At 54.7% G+C, this 24044-nt stretch carries 21 protein-coding genes; 14 read left to right on the forward strand and 7 right to left on the reverse strand.

Features of this window, described 5'->3' with window-relative positions; all coding sequences use genetic code 11:
• Nucleotides 1-15: 15 nt before the first annotated feature.
• Nucleotides 16-1281, reverse strand: coding sequence for a transcription termination factor Rho (gene rho, locus K0I63_RS01725; protein WP_011864143.1), 1266 nt, complete (start codon nucleotides 1279-1281; stop codon nucleotides 16-18).
• Between the two features lie 230 nt (nucleotides 1282-1511).
• On the reverse strand, nucleotides 1512-1838 hold the full coding sequence (gene trxA, locus K0I63_RS01730) for a thioredoxin TrxA (protein WP_011864144.1): 327 nt from the start codon (nucleotides 1836-1838) through the stop codon (nucleotides 1512-1514).
• 171 nt (nucleotides 1839-2009) lie between these two features.
• On the opposite strand from trxA, the gene rhlB reads away from it, so the two are divergent.
• The 3 genes from rhlB (at nucleotide 2010) to K0I63_RS01745 (ending at nucleotide 7520) form a co-directional block, all read left to right on the forward strand.
• On the forward strand, nucleotides 2010-3317 hold the full coding sequence (gene rhlB / locus K0I63_RS01735; protein ID WP_220082315.1) for an ATP-dependent RNA helicase RhlB: 1308 nt from the start codon (nucleotides 2010-2012) through the stop codon (nucleotides 3315-3317).
• Nucleotides 3317-4249, forward strand: a complete 933-nt coding sequence (locus K0I63_RS01740) for a Ppx/GppA phosphatase family protein (protein WP_220082316.1) — start codon at nucleotides 3317-3319, stop codon at nucleotides 4247-4249. The genes rhlB and K0I63_RS01740 overlap by 1 nt, the downstream gene beginning before the upstream one ends.
• 337 nt (nucleotides 4250-4586) lie before the next feature.
• On the forward strand, nucleotides 4587-7520 hold the full coding sequence (locus K0I63_RS01745) for a TonB-dependent receptor (RefSeq protein ID WP_258406920.1): 2934 nt from the start codon (nucleotides 4587-4589) through the stop codon (nucleotides 7518-7520).
• Between the two features lie 54 nt (nucleotides 7521-7574).
• Here K0I63_RS01745 and K0I63_RS01750 read toward each other — a convergent pair whose 3' ends face one another.
• Together K0I63_RS01750 and K0I63_RS01755 are read right to left on the reverse strand one after the other, a co-directional pair.
• The gene (locus K0I63_RS01750; RefSeq protein WP_220079685.1) at nucleotides 7575-8111 is read right to left on the reverse strand and encodes a thioredoxin family protein; all 537 of its coding nucleotides are present in this window, start codon (nucleotides 8109-8111) and stop codon (nucleotides 7575-7577) included.
• Between the two features lie 229 nt (nucleotides 8112-8340).
• Nucleotides 8341-8919: a nucleoside triphosphate pyrophosphohydrolase family protein gene (locus K0I63_RS01755; RefSeq protein WP_220082318.1), complete on the reverse strand. Its 579-nt coding sequence runs from the start codon at nucleotides 8917-8919 to the stop codon at nucleotides 8341-8343.
• Between the two features lie 417 nt (nucleotides 8920-9336).
• On the opposite strand from K0I63_RS01755, the gene nhaC reads away from it, so the two are divergent.
• Nucleotides 9337-10857: a Na+/H+ antiporter NhaC gene (gene nhaC / locus K0I63_RS01760; RefSeq protein ID WP_220082319.1), complete on the forward strand. Its 1521-nt coding sequence runs from the start codon at nucleotides 9337-9339 to the stop codon at nucleotides 10855-10857.
• 125 nt (nucleotides 10858-10982) lie between these two features.
• Here nhaC and K0I63_RS01765 read toward each other — a convergent pair whose 3' ends face one another.
• Genes K0I63_RS01765 through K0I63_RS01775 form a run of 3 tightly spaced genes read right to left on the reverse strand, consistent with a single transcriptional unit; the run spans nucleotide 10983 to nucleotide 14001 of the window.
• Complete coding sequence (locus K0I63_RS01765; protein ID WP_220082320.1) at nucleotides 10983-11603, reverse strand: TlpA family protein disulfide reductase; 621 nt, start codon at nucleotides 11601-11603, stop codon at nucleotides 10983-10985.
• Nucleotides 11600-12046, reverse strand: a complete 447-nt coding sequence (locus tag K0I63_RS01770) for a cytochrome c-type biogenesis protein (protein WP_220082321.1) — start codon at nucleotides 12044-12046, stop codon at nucleotides 11600-11602. The genes K0I63_RS01765 and K0I63_RS01770 overlap by 4 nt, the downstream gene beginning before the upstream one ends.
• 2 nt (nucleotides 12047-12048) lie before the next feature.
• The gene (locus K0I63_RS01775) at nucleotides 12049-14001 is read right to left on the reverse strand and encodes a heme lyase CcmF/NrfE family subunit (protein ID WP_258406921.1); all 1953 of its coding nucleotides are present in this window, start codon (nucleotides 13999-14001) and stop codon (nucleotides 12049-12051) included.
• A 473-nt stretch (nucleotides 14002-14474) separates the two neighbouring features.
• On the opposite strand from K0I63_RS01775, the gene K0I63_RS01780 reads away from it, so the two are divergent.
• From K0I63_RS01780 to K0I63_RS01825, 10 genes are all read left to right on the forward strand, one after another.
• Complete coding sequence (locus tag K0I63_RS01780) at nucleotides 14475-16514, forward strand: cytochrome c3 family protein (RefSeq protein ID WP_220083356.1); 2040 nt, start codon at nucleotides 14475-14477, stop codon at nucleotides 16512-16514.
• 81 nt (nucleotides 16515-16595) lie between these two features.
• The gene (locus K0I63_RS01785; protein ID WP_011864155.1) at nucleotides 16596-17021 is read left to right on the forward strand and encodes a rhodanese-like domain-containing protein; all 426 of its coding nucleotides are present in this window, start codon (nucleotides 16596-16598) and stop codon (nucleotides 17019-17021) included.
• A gap of 84 nt (nucleotides 17022-17105) precedes the next feature.
• Nucleotides 17106-17891, forward strand: coding sequence for an FKBP-type peptidyl-prolyl cis-trans isomerase (locus K0I63_RS01790; protein ID WP_258406155.1), 786 nt, complete (start codon nucleotides 17106-17108; stop codon nucleotides 17889-17891).
• 28 nt (nucleotides 17892-17919) lie between these two features.
• Nucleotides 17920-18612 carry a tetratricopeptide repeat protein gene (locus K0I63_RS01795; RefSeq protein WP_220082323.1) on the forward strand — a complete coding sequence of 231 codons (693 nt, stop codon included), beginning with the start codon at nucleotides 17920-17922 and terminating at the stop codon, nucleotides 18610-18612.
• A gap of 60 nt (nucleotides 18613-18672) precedes the next feature.
• Nucleotides 18673-19377, forward strand: a complete 705-nt coding sequence (locus K0I63_RS01800) for a 4Fe-4S dicluster domain-containing protein (RefSeq protein ID WP_220082324.1) — start codon at nucleotides 18673-18675, stop codon at nucleotides 19375-19377.
• A 2-nt stretch (nucleotides 19378-19379) separates the two neighbouring features.
• Entirely contained in the window at nucleotides 19380-20327 is a 948-nt protein-coding gene (gene nrfD / locus K0I63_RS01805) for an NrfD/PsrC family molybdoenzyme membrane anchor subunit (protein WP_220082325.1), read from the forward strand.
• A gap of 54 nt (nucleotides 20328-20381) precedes the next feature.
• Entirely contained in the window at nucleotides 20382-20870 is a 489-nt protein-coding gene (locus tag K0I63_RS01810) for a nitrous oxide reductase accessory protein NosL (protein WP_220082326.1), read from the forward strand.
• A gap of 94 nt (nucleotides 20871-20964) precedes the next feature.
• A complete protein-coding gene (nosD, locus tag K0I63_RS01815) occupies nucleotides 20965-22263 on the forward strand; it encodes a nitrous oxide reductase family maturation protein NosD (RefSeq protein ID WP_258406922.1) in 1299 nt (432 codons plus the stop codon).
• Nucleotides 22260-23189 carry an ABC transporter ATP-binding protein gene (locus K0I63_RS01820; protein WP_220082328.1) on the forward strand — a complete coding sequence of 310 codons (930 nt, stop codon included), beginning with the start codon at nucleotides 22260-22262 and terminating at the stop codon, nucleotides 23187-23189. Before nosD ends, K0I63_RS01820 begins: the two co-directional genes overlap by 4 nt.
• Complete coding sequence (locus K0I63_RS01825) at nucleotides 23186-24037, forward strand: ABC transporter permease (RefSeq protein ID WP_220082329.1); 852 nt, start codon at nucleotides 23186-23188, stop codon at nucleotides 24035-24037. The genes K0I63_RS01820 and K0I63_RS01825 overlap by 4 nt, the downstream gene beginning before the upstream one ends.
• Nucleotides 24038-24044 lie beyond the last annotated feature (7 nt).

The following is a 24044-nucleotide window of genomic DNA, read 5'->3' on the forward strand; positions in this document are numbered from 1 at the left end:
GTATTAAGACTTATATTAAGACTTAGCGCGTTTCATCGCGGTGAAGAACTCTTCGTTAGTCTTGGTCATGGCCAGCTTGTCGATGAGGAACTCCATGCCGCTGACTTCGTCCATCGGATTGAGGATCTTACGCAGGATCCACATCTTCTGTAGCTCGTCCGGTGTGGTCAGCTTCTCTTCGCGACGGGTACCCGAGCGGTTGAAATCGATAGCTGGGAAGACACGCTTCTCGGCGGCCTTACGAGACAGGTGTAGTTCCTGGTTACCCGTACCCTTAAATTCTTCGTAGATCACTTCATCCATCTTAGAGCCGGTATCGACCAGCGCAGTGGCGATAATGGTCAGGCTGCCGCCATGTTCGATGTTACGTGCGGCGCCGAAGAAGCGCTTAGGACGATGCAGAGCGTTGGCGTCCACACCACCGGTAAGTACCTTACCAGATGAAGGGATCACTGTGTTGTAGGCACGTGCCAGACGGGTGATAGAGTCGAGCAGGATCACTACGTCTTTCTTGTGTTCAACCAAACGCTTGGCCTTCTCGATAACCATCTCGGCTACCTGTACGTGACGGCTGGCGGGCTCGTCGAAGGTAGAGGCGACCACTTCACCCTTCACCAGGCGTTGCATCTCGGTCACTTCTTCTGGACGTTCGTCGATCAGCAGTACCATGAGCACAACTTCTGGGTTGTTGTAGGTGATGCTCTGGGCGATGTTTTGCAGCAGCAGGGTCTTACCTGCCTTCGGCGGCGCCACGATCAGACCACGTTGGCCCTTACCGATTGGCGAGCAGAGGTCGAGAATACGGGCGGTAATATCTTCGGTTGAACCGTTACCACGTTCCATTCGGATACGTTCTTCTGCATGAAGTGGGGTTAAGTTTTCGAAGAGGATCTTGCTGCGGGAGTTTTCGGGTTTGTCGAAGTTGACTTCACTGACTTTCAGTAGCGCGAAATAACGTTCGCCTTCTTTCGGGGGACGGATTTTACCAAAAATGGTATCACCGGTGCGCATGTTGAAGCGGCGAATTTGACTCGGTGAAACATAGATATCGTCTGGACCTGCCAGGTAAGAACCGTCTGCGCTACGAAGGAAACCAAAACCATCTTGCAGGATTTCTAGTACCCCGCCACCGAAAATATCTTCACCGCTTTTGGCGTGGGCTTTAAGGATTGCGAAAATAATGTCCTGTTTGCGGGCTCGGGCCATGTTCTCGATTTTCATATCCTGAGCCAGAATGACTAGGTCTGAAATCGACTTCTCTTTTAATTCTGATAAATTCATCGTGGTGGGTCTTGTATATTGCGAGACAAAGCTATTTTGGGACTAATAGCATAAAGTTGTTTGGATATTAATCGAAATAGCGAGGTGTGGTTAATGAGAAAGTTTCTGGTTATTAAAGTAGCACTATAGGAGCAGGGCGTCTAGAAATTTAGCGACCCTCGACACAATTACTTGACTAAGCTGTGTCGAGAATCACTTTCTATGACAAAAATGTCATAGGGATCGAAGCATTATAGTTGTGCGTCGATGAACTCTTTAAGTTGAGTCTTAGAAAGGGCGCCTACTTTAGTGTCGGCTAGCTCACCATTCTTGAATAGAAGCAGTGTTGGAATGCCACGTACGCCGTACTTAGCCGGAGAGGCGTTGTTTTGGTCTACGTTTAGCTTAGCGATAGTTACCTTACCGGCATATTCGTCTGCAACGTCATCCAGGATTGGGGCGATCATTTTACAAGGGCCGCACCATTCTGCCCAGAAATCAACGAGGACTGGCAGGTCTGATTTTAAAACGTCGTTTTCAAAGCTGTCGTCGCTTAGGGTAATAATTTTATCGCTCATGATGTTCTCCAGTTAGGGTGCCATTGCTGGTTTGTTAATGGCTTAACCTGTATATTGGGTCTGAAATTCGCTTTTCAAGAGTTATTCGCGGCTTTCAACGGTCTTTTTTTATTAGCCGTTATTTCAAACGATCGAGTTCCTTATTGCAACCCTAACTGGTATGCTTGCGCTATGAGCGAAACACATTTAACTAATCAAAAGTTTGCCGACTTTTCTCTGCATCCAGAGATACAACAGGCACTAGTCGAAAGCGGCTTTGAATATTGCACGCCTATCCAGGCATTATCATTACCGATTTTACTCGAACATAAAGATATCGCAGGCCAAGCGCAGACGGGTACAGGTAAAACCCTGGCTTTTCTGGTCGCCACCTTCAATCATCTGCTAACCACACCTATCCCCGACGGACGTCAACTCAATCAGCCCAGAGCCATAGTGATGGCACCGACCCGCGAACTGGCTATTCAGATCGCCAAGGACGGGGAGCTGCTGGCGAAACATACCGGCCTTAAGGTGGGTATTGTCTACGGCGGCGAGAGCTACGAAGTGCAGCGCAAGGTGTTGGACAAGGGCGTCGATATCCTGATCGGTACCACTGGTCGTATCATAGATTATGTGCGCCAGGGGGTGATCAACCTCAGCGCCATTCAGGCGGTGGTGTTGGACGAAGCCGACCGTATGTTCGATCTCGGTTTCATCAAAGATATCCGCTTCCTCTTCAGACGTATGCCAGACGCCAACGAGCGTTTGAACATGCTGTTCTCGGCGACTCTGTCGATGAAGGTGCAGGAGCTGGCCTACGATCACATGAATGATCCCGAGAAGGTCGAGATCGCGCCAAGCGAGAAGACATCTAAAAACATCACCGAAGAGATCTTCTATCCGTCGATGGAAGATAAGATGCGTCTGCTGCTAACCTTGATCGAAGAAGATTGGCCAGAGAAGGCGATCGTATTCTCTAACACTAAACACAGCTGTGAAAACCTCTGGGCTCACCTAGAGGGTGACGGTCACCGTGTTGGTTTGCTTACCGGTGATGTACCGCAGAAGAAACGTATCCGTATTCTCGAGCAGTTCACCGAGGGTCAGCTGGACATTTTGGTCGCCACAGACGTTGCGGCGCGCGGTCTGCATATTTCAGACGTGTCCCACGTCTATAACTATGATCTGCCCGATGACTGTGAAGACTATGTACACCGTATCGGCCGTACCGGTCGTGCGGGTCAGAAAGGGGTCTCTGTCAGTTTCGCTTGTGAAGAGTACGCCCTGAACCTGCCGGCTATCGAGCACTATATTCAACATAGTATTCCTGTGACTAACTACGACAGCGAAGCGCTGCTCGATGATATTCCGCCACCAGTGCGCATTCATCGTAAGCACTCGCCACGTCCTACAGGCCGTTCCGGTGGTAGTAAGCCACAGGGTGGTCGTCCGGGTGCACGTCCAAGACGCCACGATAGGACCCGTAGACACAGTTAATGAAGCACTCTGGCGTCAGTCCCTTGTATGCGGCCATTACCTTAGGCTCGAATAGTTTCAATATGCTGGTGGCGCAAACCCGCGCCGGCAAGCCGACCGTAGTGGCCAAGTATAAGCGCAAGGTACGCCTTGCCGAGGGGATAGGCGCAGATGGTGTGCTCTGCCCCGAGGTGTTCGACCGTGGCCTGGATTGTCTGCAGATGTTTTCACAGATGCTGGACCGCGAGGGGGTGAGTCGTGACAATATCGCCGTCATCGCCACGGCGACGCTGCGCAGTATCAGCAACGCAGACGCCTTCTGCAAGGCAGCCTTACCTATCCTGGTACAACCCATAGAGATCATCTCCGGCCTGCGAGAGGCTGAGCTTATCTATCAGGGCATGGTCGCTACCACTCAAGGTGAGGGGCGACGCCTGGTGATCGATATCGGCGGCGCAAGTACCGAGTTCATCATAGGCGATGGCAATAAGGTACTGCTTAAGACCAGTCTTCCCATGGGCTGTGTCACCTTCAAGGATAAGTTCTTCAACAGCTTCCCATTTCAACAACTGGATTTCGATGCGGCCCAGAGCCAGGTCGAGACCGCCCTGGGTGACCATCGCAGGCAGCTGACCGATTATGGCTGGCACTGTGTGGTTGGCGCCTCGGGGACTGTACAGTCCGTGGTGGAGCTGCTCAACGATCGCGGCGTCTCCGCGACCATTACCCCGGCAGTGCTAGCCGATCTCAGGGGCGAGGTGCTGGCACAGACAGATGTGAGCCTGCGAGACATTCGCGGCCTGCATAGCGAGCGCGCGCCCACCTTCGCCGCTGGCTTAGCCATACTATCTGCCCTGTTTAATCTGCTCGACATTCAATCCCTCAATCTCTCCGGCGGCGCCCTGAGAGAAGGCGTGCTGCATCAACTTGCCCAGCGAGTCTTGGCCGCCTAATTCTGCCTTTTATCGGCGATAGCCAACATTTAGATGGCACCCTTCAAGTTCGTAATTTCTTACCTCTTGCTAAGCAACATTTAAATTATCTAAATATTTTCAGATATTTATCTAATTTCTCTAGCCATCCTCTTCTCAGCATCTCTACATGAAGATCTTTTGTATATTGAAGATTGTATAAAATATGTCTTTTGTGTTATGTTTTTGTTGCGTTCAGGGGCCGTACCCATAAAACACCACATTCATCGCCCTGAATGTCAGCAAAATAATAAAGAGAAGGGAGATAAAACTTATGTCAGGAAGTAACGCTACTAGGCGTTTTGTCCCGAGGAAGACCTTGGCGGCAATCGCAGTCGGCTCGGCACTCATGTTGTCTGTGCCCGCCGCGATGGCGGCCGATGGTCTGGGCACAATTAAAGGGCACATTACGAGTTCTGTCGGCGCAGATGTTAATAACGCCAAGGTGATCATTCGCCACGAGAGCAAGGGTATAGTCAAAGAGACCACTACAGGTGCCAACGGCAGTTTTTCATTGAAAGGCCTGCCCATAGGTAATTACACCATCACTATCGTCAAAGATGGTTTCTACCAGGTGCAAGAGCAACATGTTGCCGTGACCGTGGGTAACGCCTTGACCTTCGATGTGGCGCTGGACGCCCAGAACAACGAAGTTGAGCGTATCGCGGTGACAGGCGCCCGCATCAGCCGTGTCGATACATCGAGCACCACTAATTCTCAGGTGATCTCTATCGAGGAGCTTAATCAGCTGCCGGTAGAGTTAGACTCCACCTCAATCGCATTGTTGAGCCCTGGTGCGGTCGCCGGTGATAACGGTTTCGGCGGTGTTGCCATCGCAGGTTCTTCGGTGGCCGAGAACGGCTACTATCTAAATGGCCTGAACATTACCGATCTACGTAAGGGGATGGGCGATATCGATCTGCCTTGGGAAGCGATCTCGCAGACCGAGGTACAGACTGGCGGCGTGTCGGCGGAATATGGTCGTTTCATCGGTGGTGTGGTCAACCTGGTGTCTAAGTCGGGTGACAATGAGTGGAAGTTCGGCGCCAAGGCCGAAGTAGCCCCGGATGCCCTGGCCGAACCTGTGCCGCGCATGAAAGATGACGGCAGCATAGAAACCGTATCCGATGCCTATTGGCAAGAAACCGAATATAACCTCTGGGCGTCTGGCGCCCTGATCGAAGACAAGCTCTTCTTCTACGGCCTGTGGAATCCCTATGGCGAGGAGTCGACCGCCTATGGCGAGACTACGCTGCGCGATAAAGAGTGGGATACCAACCGCTGGTTTACTAAGGTGGACTGGTTTATCCATGAGGATCACTCTCTCGGTGTGATGGCCTTCAGCAACGAAGGGGATTATGCCAGCACCCAGTATCGTCGCAATGACGACGGTAGTCGTGGCGACGCCATCGGCCTTACCGAAAGTACCTACGGCGGCATTGGCTGGAACGCCCAGTACACGGGTTATTTGACCGACGACATTACCCTGTCGGCCATGTATGGTGAGATCACTCAATCGACCAAGGACAACTCGGGCACTCTAGATCAATCCACCTATGAAGACTACCGCTCGGGCAGCTATCAGCGTCTGGGTGACTGGGTCGGCTATGGTTCGTCTGAAACAGAAGATAAGCGTATCACCTACCGTATCGATCTGGACTGGGTGATCGGCGACCATACCCTACGCGCCGGTTATGACTATGAGCGTCTCGAGATCGCCGACTTCTACACCCCGCACGGTGATGGCTGGTATGAGTATTACACCGCCGGTGCCGACAACGCCTATGGCCTGGCCGAAGGCACAGAGTATGCGGATCTGCGTATCTGGGGTAAGGCGAGTGAGACAGAAAACGTGCACACCGCCCTGTATGTGTCCGACACCTGGATGGTGACAGATACGGTAACTGTAAACGCCGGCGTGCGTTACAGCGAGTTCAGCAACACGACCGGCTCTGGCGACAAGTACGTCGACCTCGACGGTCAGTTTGCACCGCGTCTGGGCGTGACCTGGGATGTGATTGGTGACGGTTCGAGCAAGGTTTACGCCTCTTATGGCCGTTACTTCCAGCCGGTATCGCCTAACACCAACCTGCGCATGGCCTCTGCCGCCTACGATTCGCACATCGTCAGCCATCTTAATGGCGTGAACGCCGACGGCTCGCCTATCCTGGGTGATGAGATCTCTCGCCGCGTGGTGGCCGACGGTACAGTGCCCGATGCCGACCAGCTGTTTAACAACAAGGCCGGTTCCATGTATTCGGACGAGTTTGCCCTGGGCTTCCAGCAGCAGCTTAACGATGACTGGGCCGTGGGCATTCGCGGTGTCTATCGTGACCTGAAGCAGTCGATTGAAGACGTCTCCTTCAACTACGGGATGAACCAGTGGATCAAGGAAAACTATGATTCCTCCTGGTATGCCGGTAATGGCGAGACCAGCGCCGAAGACTACTTCGTCGGTGGTTGGTTCCCGACGCTGACCAACCCTGGCATAGGCACAGAGATTAACTATGATGTCGACGGCGATGGCGTGAAAGAAACCGTAAACGTGACCGCAGATCAGATGGGCTTCCCTAAGGCGACTCGTACCTATAAGGCTGTTGAGCTGAGCTTTAGCGGTAACGTGACCGAAGACTTTACCCTCAACGGTTCATACACCTGGTCTAAGAGTGAAGGTAACACCGAGGGTCTGGTTCGCTCGGACAACGAGCAGGCCGATCCGGGTTGGACCACCTCGTTCGACTATCCTGAGCTGATGGACAACGGCGAGGGCTACCTGCCTAACGACAGACGCCATAACTTTAAGCTCTATGGTGTGTATCACATCACGGATGATTTGAGTGTCGGTTTCAACTCTTACCTGCAATCGGGCCGTCCGATCAATGCCTTCGGCTTGCATCCGGCGGATCAGGGTTACTGTGTGAAGGCGATCGCCATCGACGGTACCTGTTATGGTCGTGACTGGTACGGCGCTTCCTCTTTCTACGCCAATGGCGAGGCAGCACCGCGTGGCAGCATGGGACGCACAGACTGGGTCTACAACATAGATCTTAACCTGTCCTACACCATGGACTTCGACACGGCGGGACGCCTGAACTTCAAGTTGAACGTCTACAACCTGTTTAACTTCGACGGCATCACAGGTGTGGATGAGCAGTATGAGCTAGACAGTGGCGATAAGAACATCCGCTACGGCTATGCCGACAGCTTCCAGACGCCAAGATATGTACGTGCGTCGGTACGCTACGACTTTTAATCTTTAGTCAGATCAAAAAAGGCCGCAATTGCGGCCTTTTTTATTACTGTTCGTTTAGTCGAGGATCTTCGCCAGATCCACCTCGAGTGAGGTTTCTGGACGCTCGACGATACGACCGATCTCCTTGCCATCCTGCTTCACGATGAAGGTTGGGATGCGGGTAAAGTCATACTTGGCGGCCAGTCCCTCTGGGTCGAGTTTCTTACGATCCACCCCTATGTAGGTCACCTTGATGTTCGGGTTGTTGGCCGCTTCCATGATGCGGATGAAGCGCGGCGTCTCACGGTGACAATCTGGGCACCAGGTACCTATGATGACGACAATCTCGGTCGGTGTCTGCAGCTTCTTGATTGGCTCGATGGCGGCCTCGTCGACCTGGTAGCTCTTATAGCCTTGGGTGAAATCATCAAGCTCTGTGACTAAGGTTTGGGCTTGTACTTCGCCGGTCAGTATCACTTCCTGTTTCTCCTCACTGCAAGTGGCGATAAAGCCTTCCTGCTTTTCATCGAATGCACAGCCATTATTTGCCAGTGCCTGAGTGCTAAAGAACAGCGCTGTGGTGGCAAGTAATGCTTTAATATTATTGGTCATAAATAGTACCTCAGGCCCGTAGACAAAAACCAGAATTGAGAATTCATTTCATTCTGATGCTATTCAATCATCTAAGTTGCACCGAGAGTAGCGCGAATGCGGCGAGCTGTTAACTGGATCACGCCATGGTCGATAGCTTAGCGCAGGGCTTCACACATTTGTCGCTAAATTGCAGAAATTTTCTGCGCTTGGCAACAAGGTGTTAACCCTGCGAGCCACCTACAGTAAGTTAGGCGGTGACCAGCTTGGCCAGATCGGCCGGGCGATAGTAGACAGACTTGAGTACCTTGCCCTGACGCACCACCTTACCGGCCATCTCCACATCCTTGGCGCACTTGGCGATGATGAAGTCGCCCTTGCGGCTGCCGACGATCTCCACGCCCTGCTTGGCATAGTGGGCTATGGTCTCTTCCAGTTCCTGCTCGTTACGGCACACCTTACTCATGTTGCTCGAATGCACCTCGTCCCAGCAGCGGACGAAGTCGATGTCGCGGTTCTTGGCGACATGCAGCAGTAGATCGATCACATAGCTGATCTCCAAGCGGTCACTCATCTGCGTGGCGCCGAGATGCACCAGGCGGCCCATGAGTACATAGACAGAATCGACAATAGCATCGGCCTGCTCGACGCGGCTATCGGCCTCGGCCAGCTCGGTCAACTCCTCGATGGCGAGCGAGGTGTGCAGGGTATCGGCCTGCTCATCCAGGCTGGTCTCATCTTCGATAGGCAGATCGAAGGTGGAGCGGAACTGGTGGATGTCACGGTAGAGGTGGTCGTAAAGGGGCTGATCGAGTGCGGTCAGTTTCATCTGTGAGCCTTATGGGTCTTGAATGTCTATATGCGTGGCGGCAATTTTAATTTAACCGGTCGCTAATTGAAAGTTAGCTCCCTTGTATCGGCTGGGTTAAAGGCATACGACCGCGAGAATAGGGGATTACCTGCAATCTGGGTGACTTTTTTCCTGTGGCGCAAGCCAGGGATATATGTGGATATCCTGCATAACCAGTCTCTAAAGGCCGCTCTTGGTGAATTTGTACGCTTTATGGGACATAAGCGCTATGGTCTCATGGCGTCGATATGCCCGCCCGGTCTGGACTGGATTGTTAAAAATGTGTAACTATGTTTGACCCGTCTGGCGATGAAACGGCCCATTCATAGTTCAAATGACTGGTTTGATCGCCGGGGAGAAGAATAGGAAACCCCATAATTATAATAAGGATTACCCATGACCTCTCATCAGCAGTCGCCAGAACAGCCTGGCAGAGATTCGAGTCCCGCGTCCGCTAAACGCCACAAGCAGCCGACGCTATTAGATGCCCTGATCCCCATTATCGCCCTGGTCTGTATGTTAACGGCCTCTGTGTATCTCTTCTCGTCCGACAGCTCCTATGGCGCCAACCAGATCGCCCTGATCATGGCGGCCTGTATCACTCTGGTTATCGGGGTGAAGAACGGCTATAGCTGGAAGGAGATGGAGGCGGGTATCGTCAAGAGTGTCTCGCTGGCCACAGGCGCCCTGTTGATCCTGTTTTCGGTCGGTTCCCTGATCGGCACCTGGATCTTGGCCGGTACCGTGCCCACCATGATCTTCTATGGTATGAAGATCTTAAACCCAGATTATTTCTATGCCGCCTCCTGCCTACTGTGCGCCGTGGTGGCCCTGAGTATTGGTAGCTCCTGGACGGTCGCCGGCACCTTAGGCATCGCGCTAATCGGTGTCGCCGGTGCCATGGGGCTCAGCGTCGAGATCACCGCCGGTGCCATCATCAGCGGCGCCTACTTTGGTGACAAGATGTCGCCCATGTCCGACACCACTAACCTGGCGCCCGCGGTCGCCGGTAGCGAGCTGTTTGGCCATATTCGCCACATGGTCTGGACCACGACTCCGAGCATATTACTTGCCCTGATAGGCTTCCTGTTTATCGGCCTTAACAGCGATAGCAGCGGCGTGGCGACGGATCTAGCCGCGACCATGGCACGCATCGAGACCCAGTATCATCCCGGCCTGCATCTGCTACTGCCCCTGCTGGTGGTGTTAGTGCTGGCCTACAAGAAGTTACCCGCCTTCCCGACCGTGATTCTGGGTACCTTGGCCGGCGCCATCTGCGCGGCACTGTTTCAGTTCGACGGGGTGATCAAGTTCGTCAACGACGACAGCCTGCCGACAATGGTCGCCTTGGTGAAGGGGATCTGGGTCGCCATGTTTGATGGCTACACTGCTAACACGGGTGATAAGACGCTCGACAGCCTGCTGAGTCGCGGCGGCATGAGCAGCATGGTCAATACCGTCTGGTTGATCCTCTGCGCCATGGCCTTCGGCGGTGTGATGGAAAAGACAGGTCTGCTACAGCGTCTGCTGCAAGGCGTGCTGCGCCTGGTGAAATCCAGCGGTAGCCTGATCATCACTACCCTGGCGAGCTGCATCGGCGCCAACTTGATCACAGGCGATCAGTTTATTGCCATCTTGCTGCCGGGTCGTATGCTCAAGGTCGAGTATGAAAAGCATGGTCTGGCGCCGGTTAACCTGAGCCGCGCTCTGGAAGATTCAGCAACCATCACCAGCCCATTAGTGCCCTGGAACACCTGCGGCGCCTACATGGCCAGCACCTTAGGCGTGGCGACCATTGCCTATCTGCCTTTCGCCTTCTTTAACCTCATCTGTCCTTTCGTCAGCGCGGCCTATGCCTACTATGACATCAAGATCGAGCGGCTCGATGAGAGTGAAGCCGTGGAGGCTGTGGCTTAGGTTTTCCGCCTGAGCCGCCTGGCTTAGTATTGGAAGCGTAAAAAAATCCGCCCGGCGAAATCACTGGCGTCGTGCCGGGCGGGAGCAATAAAGTGATGGTGGGTGGCGCCTAAGGGCGCCATTGCTTAATGAAGATGTTGTGCTTTGTTCGGCTTGGCATATTTGGCGGTAAGTTGTTCCAGATAGGGCTGTACCGCCTTATCGCCCCAGTCTAGATAACCTCTTAAAAATCCGATTAAATTCCCCTCGCCGTCGAAGGCGTAGGTGGCGGGCACTATGTTCGCCGGCAGCATCTTTTCCACTTGCCGTTGAGGATCGATCAGCGTGGGGTATCCCGCCAACTGGTGGCGAGCCAGAAAGGCGCCCACCTCATCATGGGCCTCGTCGATGGACAGGGGCAAGACTACAAGATCTTTGTCGAGATTGTCCCGTCTTATCTTATCCATCATGGGGATCTCCTTGATGCAAGGGGCGCACCAGGTGGCCCACAGATTGATTAAGACCAGCTTGCCCCGGTAGTCGCTTAGCCTGACCTGCTGGCCGCTGAGATTCTCGAAGGTCGCCTCATCGACCTTCCGGGCGCTGGTCATCTCCACGAAGCGCGACATGATCATCGGCTTAGGCAGGTTCTCTCCCGTGTCATACACCTTGGCGCTCGGCATCACGGCCAGGGCGTTGCTCGTCGGTGTCATTAAAGTTAGCGCGGACAGGGCGAGGCTTAGCAGGGCAAGTCGTGGTTTTCTCATGATCTATCTTCCTGAGAGGTGTTAAAGGATGCGGCGCCAGCTATCTGCCTGAAATACCAGAATATCGCTAGAGCCAGCAGGCACAGCGGCGCGAAGAACAGCAGGGCGGTGCCGGCACTTAGGGTGGGCATATAGCGGATACGCTCGCCGTAGCGGACCACCATGAAGTCGACTATCTCATCGCTCGTCTTGCCCTGTTGCAGCTGCAGATAGATCTCCGCCTTGAGCTCGTTGGCGATCGGGCTCTGGGAGTCCTGCAGGCTCTGATTGGTGGACATGGGGCAGCGCAGGCCAGAGGCGATCGCTATCGCCTGATGCTTAAGTTGAGCGGGCGTGCGCCATTGAGGGCTTCCATCTGTTTCTGCTAGCACCTGGGCTTGTGCTCGAGTCGGTCCAAGGAAACAGGCGAGTGCGAGCAAGAGTAATATCCAATATCCTTTCATCTTCAGGCTCCTTTCACCGCCAGTTGCGCCGAGGGCGCCCGAGACAGTTGGCGCACCTTGCGTGGCAGCAGCAGGCTCAGGCCGGCAAACATCATGATGAGGCTGCCTATCCAGATCCAGCCAATCAGGGGTTTGTAGCTGATGCGGATCAGAAACTCCTCCTCGCTCAGCCTATTGCCCATGGAGATATAGAGATCGGCAAACAGGCTGCGATGGATCCCGGCGGCGGAGATCTGCATCGCGTTGCTGTTAAAGGTCTGACGCTGGGGATAGAGATAGGCAAGATGCTGCTCGCGTCTGTCTCTCACCTCTATCTTGGCCTGAAGCGCACTGTAGCTGGTGTGGGAAACGGTTTCGGTCGCCCGGTAGATAAAGGTATAGCCCGCCACCTCCTTGCCTTGGCCCGGCCCCATTCTGAGTAGCTCCTCCTGTTGAAAATAGCTGGAGCAGGTGGCCCCAAGTATGCTCAGGGCCACAGCCAGGTGAGCAAAGCACATGGCGTAGTAGCGCCTGTTATTCCCAGGGCCTGTGAACGTCGCCAGGCGTTTATGCAGATAGAGCCCAGTACAGCCAAGCAGCCAGAGGCAGGCGAAGCTGCCAAGCAGGAAGTGGGCAGCAAACTCTGTCAGCAGCAGAGTATTGAGAGCGAGGCTGATAAACAGGCAGATAGCTGCCAGCGCCGTTAACTGTCTTAGCATGCTAGGGTTTGATACTTGCCAGCGCATCAAAGGCGCGGCGCCCATGACCAGACAGATAAGCCAGGTCAGCGGGATGAAGAGGCTATTAAAGTAGGGGGCGCCTACCGAGATGTTCTGACCGCTTGCTACCTCATAGAGCAATGGATAGCAGCTGCCCAGCAAGATGGAGATGGCGGCGACCAGCAATAAGAGGTTGCCCAGCTGCATCAGACTTTCCCGGCTCAGCATATTGCCATCTATCTGTCTGTGCAGCCTGGGGAGGCGGTGCAGTAGCAGGGTAAAGCCGCAGATAGAGACCAGGGCAAATAGGGTCAACATGGCGCCACCGCGCAGGGGATCGGCGGCGAAGGCGTGAACCGACTGCACCACGCCAGAGCGCACCAGGAAGGTGCCCAGCAGGCAGAGACTGAAGCCTAAGATTGCCAGAAACAGGCTAGTGCCATGAAACCTGTCTCGACGCTCGCCCAAGATTAATGAGTGCATCAGAGCCGTGGCAACCAGCCAGGGAATAAAGGAGGCATTTTCCACCGGGTCCCAGAACCACCATCCGCCCCAGCCCAGCTCGTTGTAGGCCCACCAGGAGCCGAAGGCGTTGCCGCCGGTCAACATGGCCCAGGCCAGTATCGCCCAGGGGCGCATCAAGCGGCAGTGCTGTTTCAGCGGCTGACTGTTATCCAGCAGGGCGGCGATGGCGGCGGCGAAACAGACCGCCAGTCCCACATAGCCGATAAAGAGTAGCGGCGGATGCAGAATCAAGCCTATGTCCTGCAGTATGGGGTTGAGATCCCGCCCCTCCACCGGGATGCCGGGTAGGAGCCTGGCGAAGGGATTCGATCCTATGAGTAAGAAGGCGATTAATCCGGCCTGGATGGCGCCCAGTACGCCGTGGAGGTAGTGAAAAAATGGGGCTTTGCCGTGATTTAGGCTAATCACACTGCTCCAGATCCCCATGACGGCGACCCAGAACAGCATAGAGCCTTCGTGCCCCCCCCAGACGGCAGCTAGCTTATAGAGGCTGGCCAGCTGGGTGTTGGAGTTGTTGGCCACATAGGCCACGGAAAAATCGTTGCTGAGAAACAGATAGGCCAGGATAAACAGGCTTGTCATCTGGGCCAGACTATTAAGGCGAATAAAGAGGGGCTGGTAAGGCTTAAGCCTGAGTTTGACCCCGCAGGCAGGCATGACAGGGCTCATGGCCGTGAGTAAACATAGGGTCAAGGAGATAATAAGAAGTAGTAAGCCAATTTCCGCTGTCATGGTCTCGCCTTCAGCCAAGGGGACCAAGCTACTCATCTATTTGCTGGTGATGGATAAGCCTGGTCTGTCTCTGTTTTGGCCTCACCTTAGGCGAATTCCCAAGCGTATTCTGTGAGCTATCGCAGGGTCTTTTTTAGCTGTTTTCCCGCTCAATATTTTTCATAACTCAAAAAGCCGCTTGAGCTTTTTTGAGATCTAAAAATGCCGCTTTTAAAACTAAAAAATCACACATAGATACAACGTAAGATTTTGTTTAAATTGATTTTATATCTGTTCACAACTCACGAAAAATTCCGTGTGCGCCAGCTCAACTTTTTTCTTCTTTGTCTGTGAAAAATACTGAAATTGCTCAGTTGTATAAGTCGTTCGGTTAACGATTAGGTTTATTCCAATTAATTCCCGCCAGCGAAAAGGATGAGCTGATTTGGAATTAAACATAAACAGATAAAACTAAAAATATTTAGGAGTGAATGATGAGACGATGGAAACACAAGGTAGCCTTAAGTGCGCTATTTTGTTTCGGTGCCATTGCCAATGTGAATGCCGCTGGTGGTAAATACAACAGCGTGCCCGAGATGGGCAAGACCGCCAAAGAGGCGATAGCAAACTATCAGGGCACGGAACAGGTTAATGGTGTTAAAACCCTGCAAGACTATATTGTTCAAGAAGCCGAGCTGTTTGATTTCCTGTTTGAAAACCACCCTATGTTCAAATATCAGGAAGCGGGCAATCTGGTCGGCGACTATCACATCAGTGACCGGGGCGAGGAGTATCTGGACACCGGCCACAGCCCCGAATACAGCAAGAAGGCGGGTAAACCCAGAGCGGTACAGTACCGCCTTGGCGCCAAGTCGATTCTGGATTATCCCAACAACTTCGTCGGCCCAGAAAAGTGCGCCGAGTGTCACGCGACTCAATATGAGAAGTGGAGCCGTTCACGCCACGCCAAGACGATCCGTTTCCCCGGGGATCATCCCGAGGTGGATAACGATCTCAACAAGACAATGTACGGCACTAAGGACACCTCTATTCTACCCGACGGCATCACGCCGGATGTGATCTATGCGACCGTGGGTACACCCAGAACCAAGTATGGTTTCATCGATGCCTGGTTAGTACGCGGTTCATACCATATCGAGGGTGGTTTGCTTAAGGATGGCACGGGCAAGATGGTGGCCGGTGCCAACCAGTTTTCACGTGGCTGGGCCGAGTGGCTGACTCCCGATATGGCCAAGAAGATCAATGCCGTGATCCCTGAGTTCCCAACGACCCTGGAAGCCTATGGTGGTTCAGGCTCTCACCAGTGGGGCATGAGCTCCTATGGCGCCAAGTATCGTAAAGAGATGCTGTTCCAACCCGCCAGCTCCTACTGTGAGGTATGTCATACCTTCAAGTTCGACTTTAAGACCAAGCAGGAATACTTCGACGCCCTGGGCGATCCGAAGAAACTGCAGGAACACACCATAAGTAAAGGGATCGCCTGTGAAGAGTGTCACGGCGCTGGCGGCCACTTAGATGGTGGTACCGGCGGCATGCAGTCTAACTGCGAACGCTGTCACCAACGCTTTCAGTACGACCCTGCTATGGCCGAAACCCCTGCTGCTCAGGAAAAACCAGAGCTGGCCTTCGGCGTGAAGATGAAGTCGCTCTGTCCTTCTTGTGGTACCGAGGGCTCGCAGATGTATGGCTCGGCGCACTACGAGAAAGGGATGCGTTGTACCACCTGTCACGATCCTCACGAGGTTACAGACGGTACCTGGATGTCAGGCATCACTAAGCCTAAGTTGAAGACAGACTGTAAAGACTGCCACGAGGCGCAGACTGTGATTGCCAGCAACACAGACACCCACGCCAACCAGACCTGTCAGAGTTGTCACATGCCTAACATGGGCAGCTGTGAAAACTTCAAGGCGATGCAGTTCCCCGATCAGGCTGGCTTCGATGCGGTGCGTAAGTCGCACATGTGGAAGATCGATGTCGACCCTGAGCGTAAGACACTCAACCCGCCAGAAGGTCAGCCAAGGATCCAAGGACCTAAGGGTGCCAAGGGCTGGACCGTGGCCAAGAACGAAGAGGGTCGTACCTATCTGGACCTCATGTGGTCTTGTGCCCGCACCTCTATCTCAGATCACGACGTAGTGGAAAACAAGGGTTGTCATAGCCAGTTCCAGTCTGAACTCGAGACTGGCCTGCACTACAAGGATCAGCTGGAGATCTACGGTGAAGTGATGAAGTGGCAGAAGCCTATTAAAGAGGTCTTCGGTCAGGTTGAGCAGGCGCTGGTGCGTATCGATCAGCTGCTCGAGGTCACTAAGTTGTCTACCGAAGACAAGACTCAGGTGCTGATGCTGGCCGAGAAGGCCCAGGCCACAGTGGATCTGATCAAGCAAGACGGCTCTTGGGGTGTCCATGGCTTCCGTTACAGCCAGAAACGTCTCGATGCTGCCCTCACCTATGTGACTCAGGCGCAGAAGATCTTAGACGGCAGCGGCTATTCGGCCAAGGCCAACTAAGTCTCTGACATCTTGAGATATCTAGGTCAATCACTAACCACCCGGCGCCTTTCCGGCGCCGGGTATTAGAGGAGAGAGAAGATGAAATCCAAACTAGGGCTATCACTGGCTCTGCTGCTAGGGTTAACCCCGCTGTGCAGCTTGGCGGGCGGCGGCGCCGAGATGGCACCGGCGCACAGATACGAGCATAGCCTGCATACCATCAGTCTAGCCGAGGCCGAGGCCCTGCTGGCTCAGAAAGATGTCTACTTCTTCGACGTCAACACCCTGGAGCTGTGGGCCGAGGGTTATATCCCTGGAGCCGTCTACTTCAATGTCGATAACTGGAAAACCCTGCTGCCCGAGGATAAGGCGGCGCGCATGGTGTTTTATTGTGCCAATCGCCTCTGCAATGCCAGCGAGATCGCGGCTCATCAGGTGATGAAGCTGGGCTACACCAATGTGATGCAGATGCACGATGGCATCTATGGCTGGCGCCTGTCGGGTAGAAGTATTGAAAAACCATAATAAACAGAATTTTGCCTAAGACTTTGAATATTAGGCATTTTGAATGATAGATCTTTTGAGCAATAGATGATTGAGAGTGTGAATATGAAAGCGAACCTACTGAAATCTTGTCGTGTCACCACCTTAGCCCTGGCCTGCACCTGGTCATTCTTTGCCACGGCAAGCGAGTCGCCCCAGGAGGTCGAAGATGCCTCCTATGCATTGGGGGCCTCTGTCGGTCATTACATCTCGGGCAAGATCTATAACCAGGTCGACCTGGGCGCTCAGGTCAAGGTCGATACCGTGATCCAGGGGGTGATCGACGCCCTCAAGGGTGAGGGCAAGATGTCCAACGAAGAGATACTGACTCATCTCAACGCCCGCGCCGAGTGGCTCAACAACGCCAAGGCCGCCAAGCTTGAAGCCTTAGCCAGCAAGCATCAGGCCGAGGGCCAGGCCTACCTAGCGGCCAACCAGGCCAAACCTGGGGTCAAGGTGACCGAGTCAGGTCTGCAATATGAGGTGATCAAACAGGGCGACGGCCCTAAGCCGGTCGAGTCCGATGTGGTCACTGTGCACTACGTGGGTAAGCTGCTGGACGGCACCGAATTTGATAACTCTTATGAGCGCGACGAGCCCAACCGTTTCGCCCTGCTGTCGGTGATCGACGGCTGGAAAGAGGGGATCGCCCTGATGAATGTGGGTTCTACCTACCGCCTGACCATTCCTGCCGAGCTGGCCTATGGCAAGGAGGTCGTCGGCGTGATCCCGCCTGGCTCGACCCTGATCTTCGATGTCGAGCTGCTCAAGATGGAGGCGCCCGGCGAGAACGCCCACGGCATGGGCCTCAGCGGTATGGGCATGGGCGGCATGATGGGCATGGGCCACTAGTTTAGGTTATCGGCAGTAGGTGCTTGTTATGAATAGTTTAGTGTTCGTCATGGCGGTAACCCTGGTCTGTTTTATTGCGCCCATCTGGCGCCACTATTTCATCCAAGAGGCTAACGCCCTGGCTGGCGATGCGACCATCCCTGCTAGGAAGCAGACCCTGACACCTATTGTGGTGACAGGCATGCTACTGCTGATACCACTTATCCTCTATGGCCTGCTGGGCCGCTTCAACGACTGGCAGACTGGCCAGATCGACGAGAACATCGATTATTTGATCGCCGCCGACATCAACAAGAATGCGCGCATCTTGGATGACACACCCTTAGACAGGCTGGCCTTGCTCAACCTGGCCAATGCCTACGCCGAAGGGGGACGCTACGGCGAGGCGGTAGAGACCTTAGACAAATTACTGGCAATAGCGCCCGACGCCGAGCTGTATGGCATGAAGGCGGCGGCGCTCTATTACCGTGATAACCGCGCCATGAGCCTGGAGGTCTCCCTCGTGATATCTCAGGCGCTGGCGCTCGACCCCGAGGAAGTGCAGTCACTACTGCTGATGGCGACCCACGCTTATCTGAATAGGGATTTTCAGCAAGCGATCGTCTATTGGCGGCAGTTACTGGACAGCGATAACCCCAACATAAACCGAGCATCGATTAACAGTGCGATTGTCAACGCTGAGCAGAAGATGGCTAACCGTACCGTGACTGCATCTGAGTAAAAGTCACCAAAATGAAAGATTCAATGAGGTCGGCATCCGTGCCGACGGATGGAGGATGCTGTGAGTGAAAATATAGAGAGACGGAGGTTCCTGAAATGCTTAGGAGCCGGCTCTTTGATGTTGGCGCCCTTGGGGTGCAGCGTTAAGGAGCAGACAGCGCAAGACGCTGCACCGCACTATGTGATGGTGTTCGATCAAAACAAATGTGTGGGGTGTGGCGGCTGTAAGGAGGCCTGTAACAAGGCCAATAATCTGCCCGAGGGACGTTCGCGGGTGTTACTGGAGCAGCAGTCATCTGCCGTTGCCGGGCAGGCTTGCCCGCACTGCGGCAAGACAGACTGTGACTGTCAGCGTAAGTATGTGCGGGTCTCCTGTCAGCAATGTCAGAACGCCCCTTGTGTGTCTGTGTGTCCTACGGGCGCGGCCCATAGGGATCCCAAGACGGGCATAGTCACCATGGACGCCAGCAAGTGCGCCGGCTGTAAATACTGTATCGCCGCCTGTCCCTACAACGCCCGCTATATCAACAGCGAGACGGATGTGGCTGACAACTGCGACTTCTGTCTGCAGAGCAAGTTAGCCAAGGGAGAACTGCCCGCCTGCGTGCAGGAGTGTCGTTACGATGCCCTGATCTTTGGCGACGCCAACGACCCCAACTCCTATGTGAGTCGCCTGCTGGCGGTTAAGGATTCGGTACGGGTCAAGGCCCACTTGGGCACGGAGCCGAGCCTACGTTACATACCTATCGTTAAGTTGGGGGTATAGAGATGGACGGAACACTCGAATTTACCATGGGCCTCTCGGAAGGGGTCGCCTGGCCTTGGCCCATCGCCGTTTACCTGTTCTTCGCCGGTATCTCGGGCGGTGCGCTGTCGGTCGCCCTGTTTATCCGCTTTTATAAGCAGCAGAGCGCCAATACTCCCTTCCTCAAGGCATCGGCGCTGATCGCCTTCGTCACCATCGCCTTGGGCATGCTCTGCCTGGTACTGGACCTGACCAATCCGCTGTTCTTCTGGCGCATCTTGGTCTACTACAATCTCAACTCCGTGATGTCGGTCGGGGTGATCGCCCTGTCTGCCTATATTCCGCTGGTGGCCTTGATCGCCCTGTTTGCGCTTGAGGAGGATATACGTCGTCTGCCTATGCTGGCGCCGCTGCTACCCTTGATCGACAAGCTCAGACCCTGGCGTCGTAGCTGCGAGGCCTTGGTGTTGGTGCTGGCGCTGGCGGTATGTGCCTATACGGGCTTCTTGATCTCGGCGCTCATCCGCTTCCCCATCATCAACACCTCTGTGTTGCCTGCCCTGTTTGTGGCCTCTGGCCTGTCGGCCGGCGCCGCGGCGGCCAAGATGCTGGCGGTGGGGCTGTTTAAGGAAGACAGACACAGCAGCGACATGCAGATTCTGCACGGCGCCGAGTGGCCGATCATGTTTGCCGAAGCCCTGTTCCTCTTCATGATCATCATGTCGTTGGTGACAGGTAACGCCGGTGCCCAGAGCGCCTTCGAGGCCTTCCATACCGGCAGTTGGTCCATGGTGTTCTGGCTGGGTGTCGTGGGGGTGGGATTCGGCGGCCCCTTGCTGCTGAACTTCGCCACCGGCGAGCGCTTTAGCCATTCCTCTCAGGCCTTCTACCTCTCTGGCCTGTGCGCCGTGAGCGGCATGATGTGCCTGCGGATGTTTATCCTCTATGCCGGTCAGAACTTTGCTATCTGACCATCTTGCTCAGCCCCTGGGTGACAGGGGCTGATTTCCAGCTTAGGAGTCATAATGAGAGCCTTTATCTTCATCTTTATCAGCGCCTTGTTTATCTCGGGTTGTGGCGCCGCCGAGAGCGATACCCATAACCACGACGGCTTAGTGATAGGCAACCACGAGCGCTGCCACATGTGCGGCATGATGGTGAAGCAATACCCAGGCCCTAAGGGCAGCCTGGATCTCAAGGATAACGAGATGCAGCCCAAGTTCTGCTCGACCCGGGATATGTTTATGTTTGCCCTGCAGCCCGAGAATCGCCGTCAGGTCGAGGTGCTATGGGTGCACGATATGGCGGCGACCGATTGGCAGCATCCGGAGGATGAGCATTTTATCGATGCCACCAAAGCCTGGTATGTCTATGGCTCAAATCGCAAGGCGGTGATGGGCGTTGCCTTGGCGCCTTTCTCTACTCTGGCTGCGGCCGAAGCCTTCGCCCAGCAGTATGGCGGTGCGGTATTCGAATATGACGAGATCACCCTTGAGCTGCTGTCGGCAAAATAGGCTGTGCCTGTCGCTCGTGCAATCGCTCGTGCAGTCGCTCAGAAAGTCGCTAAGGCCGTCATTTAGCCTTTGGCGACGACTAAGGCAGTGCCTGGTGCTGACCTTGAGTCTAGGCCTCTGCTTAGTGCCTCATTTGGCCCAGGGGGCCGATCAGTCTCAGATCATAGAGGTGGGCGATAGCGAGTCGTTGCGCACGGCGCTGGCATCTGCACCAAATGACGCCGAGATACGAGTGCTGCCTGGGCGATATCTTGGGCGCTTCGAGATCAATCAACCGCTGACCCTGCGAGGCGAGCCAGGCGCCGTCTTAGATGCCAAAGGCGCAGGCTCGGCGCTGGTAGTCAGCGCGTCCGACGTGACCCTTACCCGGCTGACGATACGCAACTGGGGGCGGGATCTCTACGAGAAAGATGCCGCCATTCGTCTGCTGCCTGGCGCCAACGAGGTAACCATTGTCGCCAATGAGCTCAGTGGTCCTGGCTTTGGGATCTACGCCAGCGAGGTGAGCGACCTTAAGCTAAAGGACAATCAGATTGAGGGGGAGGCCGAGGCCTTCTTGCTGGATCGCGGTGATGGCATTCATCTGCTGAAGGTGAACTATCCCCATGTCAGCGGCAATCGCATCAAAACGGTGCGCGATGGCATCTACCTGGAGTCTGGCGTCGGTAGCCGTGTCTATGGCAATCATCTCTCTGAGCTGCAGTACGGCCTGCACTATATGTATACCAAGCAGGATGAGGCCATGGATAACCTGGCCTGCCGGGTCAGTGGCGGCTATGCCCTGATGAACTCAGAGGGAATACGCTTGGTGTTTAATCGCGTGCGCGAGGCCAAAGAGTTTGGCGTGCTGCTTAATCTTACCCATGACGCCGAGATCCAGGCCAATCAGATCGAGGCCACCCAGATGCCCAATAGCGTCGCCGGGGATCTCTTTAGCGAGGGCAAGGGGATGTTTGTCTACGGCGCCAAGCGCAATCAGATCAGCGGTAACTATATCGCTGGTAATCAGATCGGCATCGCCATGGCGCTCGGCGGCGAGGACAACCTTGTCTATCAAAACCAGTTTCTGGCCAATGCCACTCAGGTGCGTTACGTGGGAGAGACGCGAGTGGAGTGGAGTCTTCAGGGGCGGGGAAATTATTGGAGCGATTATCGGGGCTGGGATCTCGATGGCGATGGTATCGGTGATGGTCAACATCTGCCCAATGACAGTTTAGATCGCCTGTTTTGGCTGTACCCGGAGGCGAAGTTCTTGATGGAGAGTCCCCTAGTGAAATTATTGAAGTGGCTGGATAACCAGCTGCAAGGCGAACATTCGGTCGGCGTGGTCGACAGTCATCCCGTGATGGCGCCGCCACCTCATCTTGGCCCCGCCGCCTGGGAGGCATTATGAGTCAGATGGCGGTGAGCTTTAAGCAGGTGAGCCACTATTTCGATGAGCTGCGCGCCTTGAACGATCTCAGCTTCTCTCTGCCCGGGGGCAAGTTGATGGCGCTGCTGGGCCATAACGGCGCGGGTAAGTCGACACTTATAAAGATGATCTTAGGCCTGCTGCATCCCAGCCAGGGGGAGGTGAGTGTGCTGGGGCAGACCCAGAGTCAGACATCGAAGGTCGCCTCGACAGACATCGGCTACCTGCCGGAAAATATCAGCTTCTACGATAAGTTGACCGGCCATGAGGTACTGAGTTACTTCGCCGCGCTTAAAGGGGTCTCTAGCCGCTCAGTCACGTCATTGTTGGAAGAGTTTGGTTTGGGTTATGCCCAGCACAAGGCGGTTAAGGGCTACTCCAAGGGGATGAAACAGCGCCTTGGGTTTGCCCAGGCAATACTGGCGCAGCCCAGACTGCTCTTGCTGGATGAGCCGACCGTGGGGCTGGATCCCCAGGCGTCTCAGTTTATCTATCACAAGCTTAAGCAGCTGACCGCCCAGGGCTGCACGGCCATCGTCTGCACCCACGAGTTACAGCTGGTGGAACCGCAGCTGGACTTGGCTTTAGTGCTGGGGCGGGGCAGGAGGCTCGCTTTCGGCACCCTGGATGAGCTGGTGCTAAGTTGCGACCTGGGTGTGCGCATGGTTCATCCGGCTCTGGCTCGCCTGGTCGAGACCCATCCCCTATTACAATCTTTTTATCGAGATGGCGACCTGATTTGCCCCGTCTCACAACGCGAGGTGTTGATGAAGTACCTGACCCTAGAATGCCAGCTGTTTGATGTGAAGGTGACACTTCCTGACCTGGCCCAGGTGTACCATGCCAAGATGGCGCAGATGCAGGTGATGAGCGAGCTGGGGCTCAGCCTTACCTCGGGAGAGCTATGATGTCGACCTCACTAAAACGGCCGAGTTTCCAGCTTATTCGGGTGATCGCCACCAAGGAGATGAAGGATAGCGTGCGCAATCGCTGGGTCATGGTGGTGTTTGCCATCTTCTGGCTGCTGGCCCTTTGTATGACCTTTGCCGGTAGTGCCGTGAGCGGCACACTGTCGCTGCCTAGCCTGAGCAGTGTGGTGGCCTCTTTGACCACCATCTCGGTATTTATCATTCCGCTGGCGGCCATCTTGCTCAGTTACGATGCCTTCGTGGGGGAAGAGGAGGCGGGCACCCTGCAGCTGTTGCTCACCTATCCCGTGAGCAAGTCGCAGATCCTCGTCGGCAAGTTGCTGGCCCATGGCGGGGTGATCTTTACTGCCATCGCCAGTAGCTATGCAAGCAGTGCCGCCATGCTGATCCTGTTTGGCCGAGGTGAGCCCTGGGGCGAGATTCTATCGTCATTCGCGCTGCTGATCGCCAGCAGCTGTCTGCTGGCGGTGATCTTCATTCTCATCAGTTATTTGGTCAGCCTGAAGTCGGCGGAGAAGGCCAGGGCCGTCGGCAGTCTGTTAGCCCTCTGGTTCGCCCTAGTGCTTATCTATGATCTATTGCTGTTGCTGTTCTTGGTGGCGGATCTTGGCTATGCCAGTCAGTGGTTGGTGAACCTGCTTATTCTATTGAATCCGGCCGATCTCTACCGCGCCATCAATATGCTCGGTGCGAGTGCCCCGCTGGGCAGCTTAGGCCCGCTGGCCCAGTATGAGTGGAGCCTGCCGCTGCTGCTAAGTGCCGGCGTTGCCTGGCTCTTGTCGCTGCTCTATTGGACGCGACGCGTGTTTATTCACAAGCTGGTATAGCCCTTGG

The sequence above is a fragment of the Shewanella rhizosphaerae genome (assembly GCF_019457655.1).
Lineage (GTDB): Bacteria > Pseudomonadota > Gammaproteobacteria > Enterobacterales > Shewanellaceae > Shewanella > Shewanella loihica.

Coding starts and splice junctions, on each gene's coding strand:
- K0I63_RS01770 (WP_220082321.1), bottom strand. CDS start 12,046: ATGAAAGGATATTGGATATTACTCTTGCTCGCACTCGCCTGTTTCCTT.
- K0I63_RS01785 (WP_011864155.1), top strand. CDS start 16,596: ATGAAATCCAAACTAGGGCTATCACTGGCTCTGCTGCTAGGGTTAACC.
- K0I63_RS01825 (WP_220082329.1), top strand. CDS start 23,186: ATGATGTCGACCTCACTAAAACGGCCGAGTTTCCAGCTTATTCGGGTG.
- K0I63_RS01740 (WP_220082316.1), top strand. CDS start 3,317: ATGAAGCACTCTGGCGTCAGTCCCTTGTATGCGGCCATTACCTTAGGC.
- nhaC (WP_220082319.1), top strand. CDS start 9,337: ATGACCTCTCATCAGCAGTCGCCAGAACAGCCTGGCAGAGATTCGAGT.
- K0I63_RS01780 (WP_220083356.1), top strand. CDS start 14,475: ATGAGACGATGGAAACACAAGGTAGCCTTAAGTGCGCTATTTTGTTTC.
- rhlB (WP_220082315.1), top strand. CDS start 2,010: ATGAGCGAAACACATTTAACTAATCAAAAGTTTGCCGACTTTTCTCTG.
- K0I63_RS01790 (WP_258406155.1), top strand. CDS start 17,106: ATGAAAGCGAACCTACTGAAATCTTGTCGTGTCACCACCTTAGCCCTG.
- K0I63_RS01795 (WP_220082323.1), top strand. CDS start 17,920: ATGAATAGTTTAGTGTTCGTCATGGCGGTAACCCTGGTCTGTTTTATT.
- K0I63_RS01750 (WP_220079685.1), bottom strand. CDS start 8,111: ATGACCAATAATATTAAAGCATTACTTGCCACCACAGCGCTGTTCTTT.
- trxA (WP_011864144.1), bottom strand. CDS start 1,838: ATGAGCGATAAAATTATTACCCTAAGCGACGACAGCTTTGAAAACGAC.
- K0I63_RS01810 (WP_220082326.1), top strand. CDS start 20,382: ATGAGAGCCTTTATCTTCATCTTTATCAGCGCCTTGTTTATCTCGGGT.
- K0I63_RS01755 (WP_220082318.1), bottom strand. CDS start 8,919: ATGAAACTGACCGCACTCGATCAGCCCCTTTACGACCACCTCTACCGT.
- rho (WP_011864143.1), bottom strand. CDS start 1,281: ATGAATTTATCAGAATTAAAAGAGAAGTCGATTTCAGACCTAGTCATT.
- K0I63_RS01820 (WP_220082328.1), top strand. CDS start 22,260: ATGAGTCAGATGGCGGTGAGCTTTAAGCAGGTGAGCCACTATTTCGAT.
- nrfD (WP_220082325.1), top strand. CDS start 19,380: ATGGACGGAACACTCGAATTTACCATGGGCCTCTCGGAAGGGGTCGCC.
- K0I63_RS01765 (WP_220082320.1), bottom strand. CDS start 11,603: ATGAGAAAACCACGACTTGCCCTGCTAAGCCTCGCCCTGTCCGCGCTA.
- K0I63_RS01775 (WP_258406921.1), bottom strand. CDS start 14,001: ATGACAGCGGAAATTGGCTTACTACTTCTTATTATCTCCTTGACCCTA.